This is a genomic window from Bacillus halotolerans (genome assembly GCF_001517105.1).
In the GTDB taxonomy this organism is placed as follows: domain Bacteria; phylum Bacillota; class Bacilli; order Bacillales; family Bacillaceae; genus Bacillus; species Bacillus halotolerans.
The window spans coordinates 18,111-34,326 of sequence record NZ_LPVF01000012.1; the positions used below are offsets into that span (position 1 = coordinate 18,111).

Genomic DNA, 16,216 nt, shown 5'->3' on the forward strand with positions numbered 1-16,216 from the left:
CCGAGAATAGGAAAAGTGATGTTTTTCAGCTACAATAGTATGTAATGTCAGAAAGAGTTGGTGAACACAGATGGAAAATGAATTTGACCATATGAAATTGGAGAATCAGCTTTGTTTTTTGCTTTATGCGAGTTCGCGGGAGATGACAAAGCAGTACAAGCCGCTGCTTGAAAAGCTGAATGTGACATACCCTCAATATTTGGCTTTGCTTTTATTGTGGGAACACGAAACACTTTCCGTCAAAACAATGGGTGAGCTTCTGTATTTGGATTCCGGAACGCTGACACCGATGCTGAAACGGATGGAGCAGCAGGAATTGATTATAAGAAAAAGATCTGAAGAGGATGAGCGGTTGGTGATGATCAGCCTGACAGAGAGCGGAACGTTATTAAAAGAAAAAGCGGCTGATATTCCGGGAACGATTCTGGCACTCTCAGGCCAGTCCGATGAGGAATTGAAACACTTAAAATCGGCTCTATATACATTGCTTGAAACGCTGCACCAAAAAAAATGAGGATGCCCTATGTGAGGCACCCTCATTTTTTATTCAGCGACTTCCAATGTGACATCGATATTTCCGGAGGTTGCTTTTGAATAAGGGCAGACACCGTGCGCTTTTTGCACAAGTGCCTGTAATTCTGATGCACTGACCCCTTTTCCTTTCACCTGCAGCGTCACATCCAGTTTGTAGCCTTGATCTGCTTCATCCTTTAGCAGGCTGACATGCGCTGTAACCTCGGTCTCCACTTTCACTCGTTCTGTTCTTGCTACAAGCTGAAGTGCGCTGTCAAAGCAAGCTGCGTAACCTGCGGCAAACAGCTGCTCCGGATTTGTCGCTTTTTCTAATTTCTTAGCTCTCGGTGTTCCCGGCATTGCGACATCGAGCTCGAGAACGCGGTCTGAGGAAATAATTTTACCTTCTCTTCCTCCTATCGCTGAAACGGATGCTGTAAATAATGGCTGACTCATATTGTATTCCTCCTCTTTTGTTTTACACAATTAAATTGTACACAATTAAATTTACCGTGTCAATTTTTTATTCATAAAAAAAGCTTACCTCCTTTTAGAGATAAGCTTTTTAGAGAATACATCGTGCTATTCGCGAATTTGTCCTGTTCCTTTAATGATATATTTTGTAGAAGTTAATGCAGGAAGCCCCATCGGTCCTCTTGCATGAAGCTTTTGTGTACTGATGCCGATTTCTGCTCCGTAGCCAAATTCAAAGCCATCGGTAAAACGGGTCGACGCGTTATGATAGACCGCGGCGGCGTCTACAGCCGTTTGAAAGTAAGCCGCATGCAGATCGTTTTCAGTTAAAATGGCTTCAGAATGATTAGTGCCGTATTTCTGGATATGCTGCACGGCTTCCTGTACACTTTCAACCGTCTTTACACTGATGACAGGCCCTAAGTATTCCGTTCCCCAATCTTCTTCTGACGCCTGTTTGCTTGAAGAATGAAGCCCGCATACGAATTCATCGCCGCGGATTTCGACTCCCGCTTTTTCCAGCTGCGTCAGCAATTCTTTTCCGTGCTGCTCTGCCCATGCTTTGTGGATCAGCAGTGATTCAATCGCGTTGCACACGGAAGGGCGCTGCGTTTTGGCGTTTATGACAATCTTTTCAGCCATTTGCTGATTTGCCGTTTCATCTATGAAAATATGACAGTTGCCGGCTCCGGTTTCTAATACCGGGACTGTTGATTCTCTTACAACGAGATCGATCAGTTTTTTTCCTCCGCGCGGAATCAATACATCCAATCCGTCATTTAACGTAAAGAGTTCTTTTGCTGTCTCTCTGCTCGTATCCTCAATCAGCTGCACAGCGTTGATTGGAAGCGCTGATTGCTCAAGCGCTCTGTGAATAACACTGACGAGTGCTTTGTTGCTGTGAATGGCCGAGGAGCTCCCCCGCAGGACAACCGCATTTCCTGTTTTCAGGCAAAGGGTAGCCGCATCAACTGTGACGTTTGGCCTCGCCTCGTAAATCATTCCGGCAACACCGAGCGGCACACGGATTTTTTCAATAAACAGGCCGTTCTCTTTTTCAATTGTTTCAAGAGATTCGCCGACTGGGTCAGCCAGATCAATCAATAGCTCTACCGCGTCCGCGATGTCGCGTATGCGTTTCTCATCCAGCGTGAGACGGTCAATGACATCGGGTGTTAACCCATTTGCTTTTCCGTTCTCAATGTCTTTTGCATTTTCCGATAAGAGAAAATCCAATTCTTTACGGAGTCCATTTGCAATAAGACTGAGCGCCTCATTTTTTTCAGCCGTTGTTTTCATCATCATTTCAGCTGCTGCTTCTTTTGCCAGCTTCGCTTTTACAGAAACTTCACTCATTTTTCCGCCCCCTAGTCTTTTAAGTTGACCCAGTCATTCCTGTGAATGACCTCAAACGTTTTGTCAAAATCAAGCTCATTGCTTCGTTTGCCTTTTGCCTCCATAATCTCCTCAGATGAATAATGGGTCTGGCCTTTGCCGATCACACCGCCCGGTCCCCGGACTTCCACGACAGCCCCTTTTGGAAAGCTCCCGTTCACGCCCACTACGCCAGCCGGTAAAAGACTGCTTCCGTTATGAACCATCGCCTCTTCGGCACCCGCGTCAATGACGATTTCCCCTGATATCGGCGAGTGGAATTGAATCCATTGTCTCGTATTGTTGACTGAGGATAGCTCCTTGTTGCCGATATAAGTCCCATCTCCCCTGCCGTCTAAAATATCCGCCAGCTTTTGTTCGCCGCTGCCTGTTCCGATGAACACTTTGACCCCAAGAGACAGTGCGGTTTGTGCAGCTAACAGCTTTGATTTCATACCGCCCGTGCCGACCTTTGATCCGGCTGAACCCGCGTATCCCAGCAATTCAGGGGTGATCTCCGGCAAATAATCAAATCGTTTCGCATCGGGATTTTCATTTGGATTGGCATCATACAGCCCGTTAATGTCAGTCAGGATCATGAGCTGGTCTGCATGAATTAATCCGCTGACCAAAGCAGAGAGCATATCATTGTCGCCAAAAGTCAATTCTTCAACAGACGTAGAATCATTTTCATTAATAACCGGGATAACACCGCGCTCCAGCAATTCCATAATCGTTGCATACGCGTTTCGATACCGCTCTCTCTTCGAAAAATCATTTCTCGTCAAAAGGATTTGACCCGGGGTAAGTGAGTATTGTTTAAATTGATTCATGTATTGCTGCATTAACAGTGTTTGTCCGACCGCGGCTGCCGCCTGCTTTCCCTTGAGGGTAACAGGACGGGACGGATAACCGAGACTGGAAAACCCCGCCGCTACCGCTCCCGAGGTAATCAAAATCATTTCATGCCCCGCTTTTTTCAAAAGAGAAATTGCCTGAACGTGTTCTCTGATTTTTACCTCATCAATGCTTCCTTTGCTATTTGTAAGCGAACTGCTTCCTATCTTCACTACTATTCTTTGTTTTTTCATTTATTCTCCTCCGCGGCTCTTCGCCAGCCAACTTACAATAAAAAAACCCATTTCATCCTCATTAATAAGGACGAAATGGGTTTCCGTGGTACCACCTTGTTTGAACGCACTTCAGCACGTTCCGCTTCCCTGTAACGCCAGGTTATGCGCCTAGGTTTTCCCCCTAAGACTCCAAGGCAGGTTCGGCAGGTTTCATGCGGCAAAATGTTTCAGCCACTCATTTTGCTCTCTGTCACAGAAAGGTCTGCTTACTAATCCTCTTCAACGCTCAATGATTTTTTTATATTATGCAAAGAAAAAAGCCTCTTGTCAAGGTTTTTTCCACATCAAAAAACCCGCATTGCGCGGGCGTCTGGCAGTCTAGTTAAAGACAATGGTTTTATTTTCGTGAACGATGACGCGGTCTTCCAGGTGCCATTTCACAGCGCGGGCAAGAACGCTGCGTTCAATCGTTCTGCCGATATTTTTCAGCGCGTCGGCATTGTCGCGGTGGTCAACACGCTCAATGTCCTGTTCAATGATCGGCCCTTCATCAAGGTCATTTGTGACATAGTGAGAAGTTGCGCCAATCAATTTGACCCCCCGCTCATAAGCCCGTTTATACGGATTGGCACCGATAAAAGCAGGCAGGAAGGAATGGTGGATATTGATGATTCGATTCGGATGAGCCGACACAAAATCAGGCGTTAAGATCTGCATGTAGCGAGCAAGAACGATCACATCAATATCATATTGCTCCAGCAGTTCAAGCTGCTGTTTCTCAACTTCCGCTCTGATATCTTTGTTCGCTTTTAAATAGTGGAATGGAATGTTCAGCGGTTCAACAAGGTCTCTCGCATCTTCATGGTTGCTGATGACAACCGCGATTTCCGCCATGAGATTGCCTGTTTGCCATTCCCAAATGAGCTCATGCAGACAATGAAGCTCCTTTGATACAAAAATAGCGACACGCTTCAGCTCGCTGGCCATCGTTAAGCTCCACGTCATGTCGAATGTATTCGCAATAGACGAAAACGCGTCCTGGAGTTTTTCTTTTTTCTCCTGAATGCCCTCACAGTCGAAGTCAATTCTCAGGAAAAAACGCCCGCCTTCAGGATCTGTCGTATATTGATTGGATTCAATAATATTGGCGCCATGTTCTAATAAAAACGCAGAAACGGCAGCAACAATACCCGGCTGATCAGGACAGCTGACCAAGAGGCGCCCTTTATCTTCATTTCCGTCACGGTATTCATTTAACCGCTGGGTCATATATGATTTCATGAATAATCCCTCTTATCTTTGTAAGTCTAAACTAATTATCCATTATACTGAAGATTTGATAAAAATCAATTTATGACAGAATTTTTAAACCGACGGCCGAGCACAAGATTAAAGCGATAAAGAAGATCCGTTTGGCGTCTTTCGGCTCATTGTAAAAGAGAATGCCGATAAGCGCCCCGCCCGCGGTGCCGATTCCTGTCCAAACGGCGTAAGCGGTGCCCATCGGAATGGTTTCCATAGCAAATGATAATAAGGAAAATGAGGCGGCAAAACCGATAATGATCAGCACTACCCATTTGGGGCTTTTTTCTTTCGCAAATTGATTCATAAGTGCGACGCCTGCCATTTCCAAAAATCCCGCGCCTAATAAACTGATCCAATGAAGCATTATGCCTCGCCTCCTTTTTCTTCAGCCTCATCCTGTGTTACAAGCTTCAATCCGATCACACCGATTAAGAGCACGCCGATTAACAAAAGCTTCGGCAATCCGACCGGTTCGTGAAACAGAAACATTTCACTCATCACCGTTCCTGCTGTGCCAAGACCTGTAAAGACGGCGTATACGGTACCGACCGGCAGGCTGGCTGTCGCCTTCATTAACAAATAAAAGCTAACTATGATACCGACGGCAGTGCCGCTCCATGTTAAGACTGAGTCAGCATGCTTTAAGCCCACAACCCAAACAACCTCAAATACGGCGGCTAACACAACCAATCCCCATTTCATATCACATCATTCCTTTCTATCTATGCAATAAAATTCTCCGAAAACAAAAAAACCCCGGACAGTCGACTCATAATGAGCTTGACTCTCCCGGGCTTTTTTCCCTCCGTGTGCATATGCGCTGTTATGATGCGCATATGTGTTTTCTCTCGGACCAGTCCATGTCAATGAACATGCGGAACCCTAGAAAACTTTATCTGGTCTTATGATACTACACCTCGACGCTGTCTTCAATTGTAAGATTTTCTTTCATACACAGCGATCGGTTTATTCCATTTTCTGATCATCCGGCTGTAAAGCATGCCGATTTTCTCTGCCACCCGTAAAGACGCTTTGTTATCCGGGTCAATCAAAGCTGCAATTTTGCCGTACTGCCGCTCCTTGAAACCATAGTCCAGGCAGGCTTTGGCCGCTTCTTGCGCATAGCCGTTTCCCCAGTGCCGGCGGGCAAACATATAGCCGATTTCCATTGCCGTTTCATTTTCGGTTTGCTGAGGCACGATTCCGCATTGGCCTAAAAAATCCCCCGTCTGTATGTCTTCGGCGATCCAGAGACTGACCCGGTACCCTTTTTCATTTCTTTTGTTCCAAGCGATCCACTCGCGGGTTTGCCGTTTATCTTTTAAACCGGAATAATATTTCATCACTTCAGGGTCGCTGAAAAGCTCAAGTAAAGATTCTTGATCCCGGTCCTCCATACAGCGCAAACGAATCCGTTCGGTCACAAGCTTCGTTTCAGCGTCCATTTTTGATCATATCCTGCTTCCATTCTTTTTTAAGGGCTTCAATATGGGCTTGATGATAGCGATTATGGTCCGCCATATGCCATATCCCCCATCTTACTGTTGCCTTGTCACCCTCGTAAGAAAGTGTTTGATGCAAATCGCTCTCGGTCAAGGTCTTACATACCGATTTCAGCTCGTTTACGACATGTTGATGTCTTGTCAAAAGTTCTTCTAACCCCGGCTGATTCTTTGGTTCAGGCAATCGTCCGCTTTCATCTGTCATCGGGCCGTAAATGTCTTCAATATGTTCAGGGACCCGATTCTCCTTTATGCGCCACACCCATCTGATATCAACATTTGCGATATGCTGCAGCAGCTGTGCCGTGCTGTTTTTTGTTTGACAGCACCCCTTATAATATAGCTCTCTGTGAGTCATGCGGCTCACAATGGATGCCAGACGGAGGCTGTTTTCTTCCACTGCGGAATACAGCAGACTGACTGTCGGCGCCATGTCTTTTCTAATGAATAAGTCCCTCATGTTCCATTCCCTCCTTACCTATGTGTACATTTTGACGTAAGGGGGGACATTTCCTTTGCAGAAGGCACAATCTAATCTATCAAAAAAGCGCCAAAGAATGTCGGCAGCACATTTAATTGTTATTTCCAGGCTTGTACAAATACGGATCATGGTGCGCATCGTTGGATGTATTCAAATCGAGTGAGATGTCACCGCGGTCATTTAACGTGCCGAGCGTGACCAAAGACAGCTGTTTTGGGCTGTGTCCTTTTTCCTTAAGCTTTTCAAACAGCCAGCTTCGGTTTTTTTGAAGGTACTTCAAATTGTGATCAAGGATCTCGCCGTCCAATATGAGGGGTATCGGGATAAAGTTCCGTTCAGCCTCTATATTCAAATCCCGCACCTGCACTGCTCTCGCTTCTTCTGTCGGGATCACGCTTACTTCTCCCGTTTCTTCAATGATGGCAAGATCAATATCAGCCGGATCAGCATAGCCCTTTTCTCTCAGTTTTCCGAGCAGCTCATTGACGGTCAGCCTCTCTTTTTTGAGTCCACGCTCATCGATATCCCCGTTCCGGATTAACACTGTCGGACTGACCACCAGCAGCCATCTCCACTTATTAGAAAGAGCAAGCTTGCTCATCAGAAGATAAAGCAATAAAAAGGCGCCTGCGTAATAAATAGACATCGGCAGCTTGGATGTGAGGATTGGCTCACTGATAATGGTTCCGATTGCGAAGGTCAAAAGCAAATCAAAATTGTTCATTTGTGACACGGCTTTTTTTCCGGCAAGCCGAAACAAAATATATGCAATCGAAAACACGATAACAGGCTTGAATAAAAATGCCCATACCATCCATAACACTGATCATTGCCCTCCATCCGCTAGTCATAATGAATATATTGTTCCCTGTAACTGAAACGCTATGCATATCCTACCTCTTCATCCAGCATCCAAATAGGCGAACGTGCAGAATGCAGGCACATAACATAGTAGAAAGTCATGTTATTGGAGGGACAGCATGAAACATCAGCATAAGAGTGCCAATTGGCAATATGAAAGCATACAGTCAAAATCCGCATCCTATCAGCCATACCATACAGCTGACAGGCTGGCCGGTTTAGAGCTTAAAATGGAGCATTTGATCAGAGCCATCGAGGTGAACAATGAATTGCTGAGAACGATTCAAGAGCAGCAAAATCGCGTATGCACAAATGGAGGCGGATCAGTCATTGTGCGGATGTAGAAGAAGGCGCGTCCGCCTTCTTCTATTTACCTAAAAAAAGCCCTTCTCATATAGGAGAAGAGCTGTGTGTATTAAGAAATGGACTGTGCGATGCTTAATTGAGGACCGAACAGTTCGTAATGAATAGACTCTGGCGCTGATCCGAGCTCCGATACAAGCTTATGCATTTGAGTGATAAATGACGGTGAACCGCAAATATAATAATCCGCATCTGTATTGGCGATCAGGCTTTTGAGAAACTGCTGGTTAATTTGGCCTTCATGAAATTGAATGTCACCCGCGCGGTCCTCTTCTGTCGGCTCGCGATACACAAATGCCGTTTTAACAGAAGAATGCTCTGATGCCTCTTCTGCTTCATCGCGCAGCGCGTGGTATTCACTATTTTTCGCGGCATGGATAAAGAGAATCTGCCGCTCAGGCTGTTTGGAAACAGACGTTTTTAGCATGCTGATCATCGGTGTGATGCCAACTCCGGCACTAAGCAGAACGAGATCTTTGCGGGATGAAGAATCTAAAACAAAATCTCCTGCCGGTGCGCTGATTTCTAATGAATCCCCCTCATGCAGCCCTTCGTGTAAATAAGAAGACACAGCACCGTCTTTCTTAACTGAAATTCGATAGTAGTCTTTTCCCGGCATATCAGACAAGCTGTATTGACGGATATGCGTATATTCAGAATCAGGAATCCGGACTTTGATGCTGATATACTGCCCTGCTTGAAATTCAGGTAACGGCTTGCCGTCTTCCGGTTTCAAATAGAAGGATGTTATTTCTTTGCTTTCACGCACTTTTTTCGCAACGATGAAAGGCTTATACTCCTTCCATCCGCCAGTTTGGTGTTCCGCTTGTTCATACATTTCTTCTTCAATTCCGATAAAAGCGTCAGCTATAACTCCATACGCTTTCTCCCACGCCTGCATAATGTCAGGAGTCGCTGCATCTCCCAAAACATCTTTAATCGCAATCAGCAAATATTTGCCGACAATCGGATAATGTTCAGGCTTAATACCGATACTGCGGTGTTTATGCCCGATTTGTTTGACGACCGGAATGATATTGCCAAGCTGGTCAATATTAGCTGCAGCTGCAATAACGGCATTCGCCAGGGCGGTACGCTGTGTTTTTTTCTTTTGGTTTGTTTGATTAAAAATGTTTAAAAGCTCAGGATGATCTTGGAACATGAGGTCGTAAAAACGTCCTGTAATGGATTCTCCGTGCTGCTGTAATACTGGTACAGTGCTTTTTATGATTTCGATTGTTTTGTTATCTAACATCGTTTAACAACCCTTCCGAAAAGATGTATTTAAAATATATCTTTAAAATACATGATCCTGCCTTTAAAAGATATATTTAAAATGAATCTTTAATAAAGTTGTCACAAAATTATCAATTTAACGTGACAATTGTTGCTTTTTTATAGAATCCCCTAGCAAAAACGGACTAACCTCTGTAATGATCACCATTAACAGTGAAATAATGGAAGGGACAAAAAAACCCAAAACAACGTATGTTTTGGGTTTCATGTTTACCAAGGCTTGTCTGTTCCAAGCGCATTTGCCAGCGCCTGACTGTGTTTTTTTCGGTTTTTCCGTTCACTGGCACGCTGAACCGCTGTGTTATGCAGCATGATTTCCTCTTCTGTTTCCGGTACAACTCTCGGCACAGGCACCGGCTTGCCGTTTGAGTCTAATGCGACAAAGGTCAAAAAGGATGTCGCGGCGAGCTCCCGTTCACCAGTCATCAGATGCTCTTTGATGACTTTCACAAACACCTCCATGGAAGATGTGCCGACCCAAGTCACATATGATTCCAAGCAGACAGACTCCCTTTGCCCGATCGGTTTCAGAAAATCGACAGAGTCCATCGAAGCCGTTACCGTATCACGTCTGCAATGGCGCGCTGCGGAAATAGAGGCAATATCATCGATATAACTCATCAGTTTTCCGCCAAACAGCGTATTATGATTGTTCGTATCGAGAGGGAATACCCTGCTGGTTTTCACAACCTTTGACTCTTTACAATATTTTGTTTCCTGTGCTTCCATACCTTTCTCCCCTTTGATGTCTGATCGATTAGTAAATGCACTCATATTCTCCTATTAAACAATATTCTCATCCATTTGTCTAAAATTTAAAATGATTTGTCTGTCAGGTTTTCTTTCTTAAATGTTTAATGATTTGGCTGACGAGGGAATAATATACGTATTCTTCACACGGTCAGGAGGAGAAACAAATGGATGTATCTGTTCCAAAACATCAGCACAAAACGGTATGCCAAACTGAATATGACACCTTGAAGAAAGTTATTTTATGCAAACCCGAGCATATGACAATTAAGGACGTTATTAATGAAACCCAAAAACATTTTGAAGAAGACAATATTCAGGTCAAAACCGCCAAAGAGCAGCACAAACGCTTAGTAGAAGAGCTCAGTTCACACAGCATTGAGGTCATCCTTTTGCCTGTTCAGCACGGACTGCCTGAGCAGGTATTTACCCGGGATATCGGTTTTGTCATCGGGGAAAAAGCCTTTCTTTCCAGCATGACTGAGCCCATTCGCCAAGGGGAAGAAGCTGTGATAAAAGAATTTTTCCACAATCAAGGGATTCCTTATACCCGGATGCTGGATACTAGCATTGAAGGCGGGGATGTCGTCATAGATGGCGATACCGTTTATGTCGGAATCAGCCAGCGCACGGACATCTCAGCGGTCGGCCAGCTGCAAGAAGAGCTTCCTGAATATACCATCATCCCAGTTCCGCTCCATGAAAAATTTCTGCATCTGGACTGCGTATTTAATATCATTTCTGAAAGCGAAGCATTAATCTACCCTGAAGCCCTTCCGCAGCAGGAAGTTGATATGCTGGCAGAGCGTTACAATCTCATTGAGGTACCCGAAAACGAACAATTTACACTTGGCACAAACGTCCTGTCTATCGGCAGAAAGACCATCATCAGCCTGCCGGGCAATCGTCATGTGAATCGTGAATTATCCAAAAGAGGCTATCACATCATCGAAATTGACTTGTCAGAAATTATCAAATCAGGCGGTTCCTTCAGATGCTGTACGATGCCGCTCATTCGAGGCGAATGAAGAATATTCCCCTTTTTCATGTTTTGAACAGCGTATTTCTTTAAGATACGTTAATATAGAGATGACATCATTTTTAAGGGGGAAATCGCATGACAAAGTACATAGGATATGTCGGAACATATACAAAAGGCGGAAGTGAAGGCATTTATTCATTCGAGCTGGATACTGAGAAAAAAACACTCAGCGAGCCAAAGCTTGCCGCAAAGCTGGGAAACCCCACATATGTGACGCCGAATAAAGACAACACGATTCTTTATTCAATTGAAAAAGCAGACGGTAAAGGCGGTATTGCTGCCTATAAAATCGATAAAAACAGCGGTGAATTAACATTTCTGAATCATCAGTTAATCGATGGCCCATCGCCATGCCACGTGAGCGTCGATGATCATCAGCAATTCGTATTGACAGCCAACTATCACAGCGGGAAGGTGCACGCTTTTCCGGTTCAACAAGACGGAGGTCTGCAATCTCCCGCTTCAGAAGCCGCCCATACAGGAAAGGGTCCGCATGAAAGACAGGAAAAGCCGCATACACACTATGCGGGCTTTACACCTGAACATAATTATGTCGTAGCGGTTGACTTAGGGACAGACAAGCTGTACACCTATAAGCTGAAAGACGGTGAATTAACTGAATCCGGAAGCCATTCCTTCGCTCCCGGTGCAGGCCCTCGTCATATCGCTTTTCACCCGAAAGAAAAATACGCATATGTCATGACAGAATTAAGCAATGAAGTGATTGCGCTTGAATACAATCCGACAGCCGGCGAATTCAGAGAACTTCAAGTCGTCTCTGCCATCCCTGATGATTTTACAGATAACAGCCAGGGAAGCGCCATTCACGTCACTCAGGATGGGCGTTTTGTTTACGTTGCAAACCGCGGCCATGACAGCATCGCTGTGTTTGAAGTGAATCAATATTCAGGCGAGCTGGCATTTGTGGAAAGAGTATCGACTGAAGGAAACTGGCCTCGTGACTTTGTGCTGGATCCAACGGAGACCTTCCTCGTTGCTTCAAATGAAGAAACGGGCAATCTCGTATTGTTTGAAAGAGACACAGAGACAGGCCGGCTGACGCTGCTTCCTTCAATCGTTTCTGTCCCTTATCCGGTGTGCGTGAAATTTTTACAGCAATCATAAAAGAAAGCTGGCTCCCAACAACGGAGCCAGCTTTTTGTTTATCTCACCTTTTCTTTCGTTTCAGCATTTCGATATAAATGGCAGGCAACGAAACGGCCGGCTTCGATTTCTTGAAGCAAAGGGCGTGATTCTCCGCAGTCAGGCATCGCCTCCGGGCAGCGCGTCCGAAACACACAGCCGCTCGGCGGATGGACCGGACTCGGCAGCTCCCCTTTTAAAATGATGCGCTCACGCTTGTCCTCTAATTCGGGGTCCGGAATCGGAATCGACGACAGCAGCGCCTTCGTATACGGGTGCAGCGGTTCACGATACAATGTGCCGCTATCTGTAATTTCCATCATGTGGCCTAAGTACATAACGCCGATCCTGTCGCTGATATGCTTTACCATCGATAAATCATGGGCAATAAACAGAAATGTGAGCCCTTTTTCTTTTTGAAGCCGCTTCAGCAGGTTGACCACTTGCGCCTGAACCGACACATCAAGCGCAGAAATCGGTTCGTCCGCTACGATAAACTCCGGATTCAATGAAAGCGCTCTGGCAATCCCAATTCTCTGCCTTTGACCGCCGCTGAATTCATGCGGGTAACGGCTGCCGAAATCCGGGTGAAGCCCCACTGCCTCAAGCAGCTCGTCCACAACGAGAAGCCGCGCTTTATGGGTATTGTAAAGATTATGAATTTCCATCGGCTCTAGAATGATTTCTCGAACGGTCATCCGCGGATTGAGCGATGCATAAGGGTCCTGAAAAATCATCTGCAGTTTGCGGTTAGAGGCAAACTGCTCTTTCTCACTGAGGGCGTGAAGATTTGTTCCGCGGTATTTGACGCTTCCTTCTGTGGGATGGTAAAGACGCATCAGCACTCTTCCCAAGGTTGATTTCCCGCAGCCGGATTCTCCGACAAGCCCGAACGTCTCCCCCTCATGAATCTGGAAGGTTACCCCGTCGACCGCTTTGACTGTTCGCTTTTTCCCTGCGTCAAAATGCATTTTCAGCTGACTGACCTCTAGCAGTGGTGTCATGTGTCTCCCTCCTCATTCTGAAAAACAGCGGCGTGCCGCACAAAGCTCTTTTTCATATTCTGTATCTTTCAGCGTGATGATTTCGATCGATTTCCCTGTTTTAGGAGAATGGAGCATTTTTCCGTCTCCTATGGACAGACCAACGTGATGAATTGCTCCTTTTCCTTCCTCATATGCAAAAAACAGCAGATCACCGGCACCGATGTCGTGAAGCGGCACTTCCTTCCCTGTTTTCGCCTGGTCTCCCGCATCTCGGGGAATCCTGTATCCATTTGCTTTAAATACGCTGTACATAAAACCAGAGCAGTCAAATCCAAACCCGCTTATACCTCCCCATAAATAAGGAAGCCCGAGAAAACTTGCCCCTGTCTGAATGATGTCTTCCGCCGTTCCTTTCTTATTCTGAACAAGCGCCGCATCAGTTTGTCGCAGGAGCCTATCTCCAAAAGGAGTCGCTACCTTGAAAAAGCCATTCTCTTCTTCAATCAGCGGCAGAGCAGTTAAGAAGCTCAGTTCAATTTCCTTATCTCCGGTATCCCCATATAAAAAAGCTGTTGGTTTGCTGATCGCCACGGTGTGATTCGATTGTGGGAGATTTGTGTTTTTCAGCTGGTTCTTTTTCATCCAGCCCGGATAACCGCGTTTATCCTTGCGGGATGACTGGCCGGGCACAACGACAGACACCCATTCATCCTGTTCTGCCGTGACCAGCACCTCCTCACCAAAGAGAACCTGCGTCTGAATCACATTATCTGTACATAACCCAAGCCGCTGATCATAGGTCATGCTCTTCAGCCATTCTCTGATCGACACGGTCGGATCGAGCATGGTGTGATCAAATGGACGAGGAGTATCAGGTGCTGTCCATATGTTGGCAACTGCTGATATAACAGTATGGTTCATGTTTCCATCCCTCCTTTCTGATACGCGACTCCGGTAATGCCAAGACCAGGTTTGTCAGGCATCGTAATCGTGCTGCCGCTGTAAATAATCCCGCCCTTGATCAAATCCGTTTTCAGCATGAGCGGGGCGTCGAAATCAAAGCGGGTAATGTTTTTTTTGCTTGCCGCGAAATGCGCCGCAGCTGTTATGCCAAGCTTTGTTTCGATCATGCTGCCGACCATGCACTCCACCCCGCAAATCTCAGCCATGGCATTGATTTTCTCTGCACCGCTGATTCCTCCTGCCTTCATCAATTTAATATTGATCAGGTCGGCGCTGCGGGTTTGAAGGACTTCGAATGCCTGTCGCGGAGTAAATACACTTTCATCAGCCATGATTAGGGTGTCCGTTGCATCCGTAACTTTCTTGAGCCCGGCAAGATCATCCTTATGGACAGGCTGCTCGACAAGCTCAATGTCCAGGCCTGCATCCTCCATTTTCCGAATGGCCGTTACCGCTTCTTTCGGCACCCATCCCTGATTGGCATCCAAACGCAGCTTTACCCCAGGCCCGACACGCTTTCTGATTTCTTGAATACGGGCGATATCTGTCTCAATGTCATCTCTGCCAACCTTTATTTTTAGCATTTGAAAGCCTTGTTTAAGAAAGCTCTCTGCATCCGCCGCCATTTCTTCAGGCGAGTTCACACTGACGGTGTAGTCCGTTTCAAGTGTGCTTCGATATCCGCCGAGCATGTGGTAAAGCGGCTGTCCGCTCACCTGCGCCCAGCCGTCGTATACAGCCATTTCTACAGCTGCTTTTGCGCTTTGATTCCCTTGCAGAAGATGCTGGATGTCATGCAGAATGGCCTCGCAGCCGGACAGTCTTCTTCCAAGCAGTGCCGGCTTTAAGACGTTGTGAATCGCACTTTCAATACTGTCCATGCTGTCTCCGGTAATCACAATTGTCGGAGGCGCTTCTCCCCATCCGATTGCGCCATTATCATAAGTGATCGTTACGATAACAGATTCAGCCGTATACACTGTGCGAAGCGCCGTTTTAAACGGCTTTGTCAGCGGCACGGCGACCCGTTTCGTGTCTATTTTTGTGATCTTCATACTGAAAGCGCCCCTTCAGAAACGCCCGCCTCAATGACGACCGTTTTTTCGGCTGTATCCATGGCAGCGTGCGCACCGATCGGAACGGCAATACTCGGCGAACAGTGGCCGATCTTAAACCCTCTAAGAGCAGGCCTTCCGGCGGACACAATATAGTCTTCGAGCACCTGCTCAAGCGTCAAAGATTTCTCCCGCTTCACCGGGATGCAGTTATGAAAATCACAAACAAGAATACCGGCTGCGTCCGCCAGCTTCCCTGCCATTTTCAGCTGATTCAGCATCCGGTCAATTTGATACGGCTCTTCATCAATATCTTCAATAAACAGGAGCTTTCCCCTCGTATCAATTTCAAACGGCGTGCCGAGTGTCGATGACAGCAAGGAAAGATTGCCGCCGACAAGCTCTCCTTCCGCTTTTCCCGGAAAAAGCACCGTTAGCGGAGAAAGCTTTTCTGTATAGGTGAATACTGTCTCTTGAAACAGCTGCTTATACGACGCTTTTGTCAGGGGATGAACGTCTTCCAGGCCAATATCTGAGCTGAGCATCGGCCCGTGAAAAGTGACGAGGCCTGTGTTTTGATGGATGGCGGTATGTAAAAACGTAATATCACTGTATCCCCAAAAGATTTTAGGATGTTTGCGGAGCAAGCTGTAATCAATGCCTGAAGCGATCCGTCCCGTGCCAAAGCCTCCGCATGCGCACAGCACCGCTTTCACCTCCTGGTCTTTGAACATCTCGTGCAGATCAGCCAGCCGCTCATCATCCTGTCCCGCTAAATAGCCGTGCTGGTTTTTCAGCGCCTTGCCCAGCTTTACCTGAAGACCGAGCTCCTCTAAAAATAAAAGCGCCGTTTCAAGCTTTTTCGGATCAGGCGGGCTTGCAGGTGCGATGACACCGACTGTATCGCCTTTTTTCAGTGCGTTCGGCTTGTGATTCAACTCCGATCAGCTCCCTTCATTTGCTCTGCACCCTACGTATACGTGAAAATAAGAGAAAAAATACCGCTCCTTCACATAAAAGAGAGCAGTATTTTCT

General features: G+C 46.3%; 19 protein-coding genes and 1 riboswitch. Of the genes, 4 read left to right on the forward strand and 15 right to left on the reverse strand.

Features of this window, described 5'->3' with window-relative positions; all coding sequences use genetic code 11:
* The first annotated feature begins 70 nt into the window (after positions 1-70).
* The gene (gene ohrR / locus AU387_RS15215) at positions 71-514 is read left to right on the forward strand and encodes an organic hydroperoxide resistance transcriptional regulator OhrR (protein WP_059336083.1); all 444 of its coding nucleotides are present in this window, start codon (positions 71-73) and stop codon (positions 512-514) included.
* A gap of 29 nt (positions 515-543) precedes the next feature.
* Here the strand turns inward: ohrR and AU387_RS15220 are convergent, their stop codons facing one another.
* The 9 genes from AU387_RS15220 to AU387_RS15260 all read right to left on the reverse strand — a co-directional run bounded on the left by AU387_RS15220 (position 544) and on the right by AU387_RS15260 (position 7,545).
* Positions 544-969 (reverse strand): organic hydroperoxide resistance protein, encoded by a 426-nt coding sequence (locus AU387_RS15220; protein ID WP_059336084.1) that lies wholly within the window; start codon positions 967-969, stop codon positions 544-546.
* Between the two features lie 126 nt (positions 970-1,095).
* Positions 1,096-2,343 carry a glutamate-5-semialdehyde dehydrogenase gene (gene proA, locus AU387_RS15225; protein ID WP_044156182.1) on the reverse strand — a complete coding sequence of 416 codons (1,248 nt, stop codon included), beginning with the start codon at positions 2,341-2,343 and terminating at the stop codon, positions 1,096-1,098.
* Between the two features lie 11 nt (positions 2,344-2,354).
* Positions 2,355-3,452 (reverse strand): glutamate 5-kinase, encoded by a 1,098-nt coding sequence (proB, locus tag AU387_RS15230; RefSeq protein ID WP_059292919.1) that lies wholly within the window; start codon positions 3,450-3,452, stop codon positions 2,355-2,357.
* A gap of 360 nt (positions 3,453-3,812) precedes the next feature.
* Positions 3,813-4,715, reverse strand: a complete 903-nt coding sequence (purU, locus tag AU387_RS15235) for a formyltetrahydrofolate deformylase (RefSeq protein ID WP_059336085.1) — start codon at positions 4,713-4,715, stop codon at positions 3,813-3,815.
* A 70-nt stretch (positions 4,716-4,785) separates the two neighbouring features.
* Entirely contained in the window at positions 4,786-5,103 is a 318-nt protein-coding gene (locus tag AU387_RS15240; RefSeq protein WP_024121116.1) for a DMT family transporter, read from the reverse strand.
* Positions 5,103-5,441 (reverse strand): DMT family transporter, encoded by a 339-nt coding sequence (locus AU387_RS15245; RefSeq protein ID WP_059336086.1) that lies wholly within the window; start codon positions 5,439-5,441, stop codon positions 5,103-5,105. The genes AU387_RS15240 and AU387_RS15245 overlap by 1 nt, the downstream gene beginning before the upstream one ends.
* 82 nt (positions 5,442-5,523) lie before the next feature.
* Positions 5,524-5,636, reverse strand: a riboswitch (guanidine-I (ykkC/yxkD leader).
* Between the two features lie 32 nt (positions 5,637-5,668).
* Entirely contained in the window at positions 5,669-6,184 is a 516-nt protein-coding gene (locus AU387_RS15250; RefSeq protein WP_044156189.1) for a GNAT family N-acetyltransferase, read from the reverse strand.
* Entirely contained in the window at positions 6,174-6,701 is a 528-nt protein-coding gene (locus AU387_RS15255; protein ID WP_044156190.1) for a DinB family protein, read from the reverse strand. The genes AU387_RS15250 and AU387_RS15255 overlap by 11 nt, the downstream gene beginning before the upstream one ends.
* Positions 6,702-6,813: 112 nt before the next feature.
* Positions 6,814-7,545: a DUF421 domain-containing protein gene (locus AU387_RS15260; RefSeq protein ID WP_044156192.1), complete on the reverse strand. Its 732-nt coding sequence runs from the start codon at positions 7,543-7,545 to the stop codon at positions 6,814-6,816.
* Between the two features lie 157 nt (positions 7,546-7,702).
* Between AU387_RS15260 and AU387_RS15265 the strand changes: the two genes are divergently transcribed.
* Positions 7,703-7,927 carry a hypothetical protein gene (locus AU387_RS15265; protein ID WP_044156193.1) on the forward strand — a complete coding sequence of 75 codons (225 nt, stop codon included), beginning with the start codon at positions 7,703-7,705 and terminating at the stop codon, positions 7,925-7,927.
* 71 nt (positions 7,928-7,998) lie between these two features.
* On the opposite strand, the gene hmpA is transcribed toward AU387_RS15265, so the two are convergent.
* Both hmpA and AU387_RS15275 read right to left on the reverse strand, forming a co-directional pair.
* Complete coding sequence (gene hmpA / locus AU387_RS15270; RefSeq protein ID WP_059336087.1) at positions 7,999-9,201, reverse strand: NO-inducible flavohemoprotein; 1,203 nt, start codon at positions 9,199-9,201, stop codon at positions 7,999-8,001.
* Positions 9,202-9,452: 251 nt separating this feature from the next.
* Entirely contained in the window at positions 9,453-9,971 is a 519-nt protein-coding gene (locus AU387_RS15275; RefSeq protein WP_024121110.1) for an acyl-CoA thioesterase, read from the reverse strand.
* 188 nt (positions 9,972-10,159) lie between these two features.
* Between AU387_RS15275 and AU387_RS15280 the strand changes: the two genes are divergently transcribed.
* Complete coding sequence (locus tag AU387_RS15280) at positions 10,160-11,020, forward strand: dimethylarginine dimethylaminohydrolase family protein (RefSeq protein ID WP_059336088.1); 861 nt, start codon at positions 10,160-10,162, stop codon at positions 11,018-11,020.
* 89 nt (positions 11,021-11,109) lie between these two features.
* Positions 11,110-12,159 (forward strand): lactonase family protein, encoded by a 1,050-nt coding sequence (locus tag AU387_RS15285; protein WP_059336089.1) that lies wholly within the window; start codon positions 11,110-11,112, stop codon positions 12,157-12,159.
* Between the two features lie 38 nt (positions 12,160-12,197).
* Here the strand turns inward: AU387_RS15285 and AU387_RS15290 are convergent, their stop codons facing one another.
* The 4 genes from AU387_RS15290 to AU387_RS15305 are packed head-to-tail and all read right to left on the reverse strand — an operon-like array spanning position 12,198 to position 16,119.
* Positions 12,198-13,181, reverse strand: a complete 984-nt coding sequence (locus tag AU387_RS15290; RefSeq protein WP_059336090.1) for an ABC transporter ATP-binding protein — start codon at positions 13,179-13,181, stop codon at positions 12,198-12,200.
* Positions 13,182-13,193: 12 nt separating this feature from the next.
* Entirely contained in the window at positions 13,194-14,084 is an 891-nt protein-coding gene (gene eepC, locus AU387_RS15295; protein ID WP_059336091.1) for a gamma-D-glutamyl-L-lysine dipeptidyl-peptidase, read from the reverse strand.
* The gene (gene ykfB, locus AU387_RS15300; RefSeq protein ID WP_059336092.1) at positions 14,081-15,181 is read right to left on the reverse strand and encodes an L-Ala-D/L-Glu epimerase; all 1,101 of its coding nucleotides are present in this window, start codon (positions 15,179-15,181) and stop codon (positions 14,081-14,083) included. Before ykfB ends, eepC begins: the two co-directional genes overlap by 4 nt.
* Positions 15,178-16,119 (reverse strand): S66 peptidase family protein, encoded by a 942-nt coding sequence (locus AU387_RS15305; protein ID WP_059336093.1) that lies wholly within the window; start codon positions 16,117-16,119, stop codon positions 15,178-15,180. The genes ykfB and AU387_RS15305 overlap by 4 nt, the downstream gene beginning before the upstream one ends.
* Positions 16,120-16,216 lie beyond the last annotated feature (97 nt).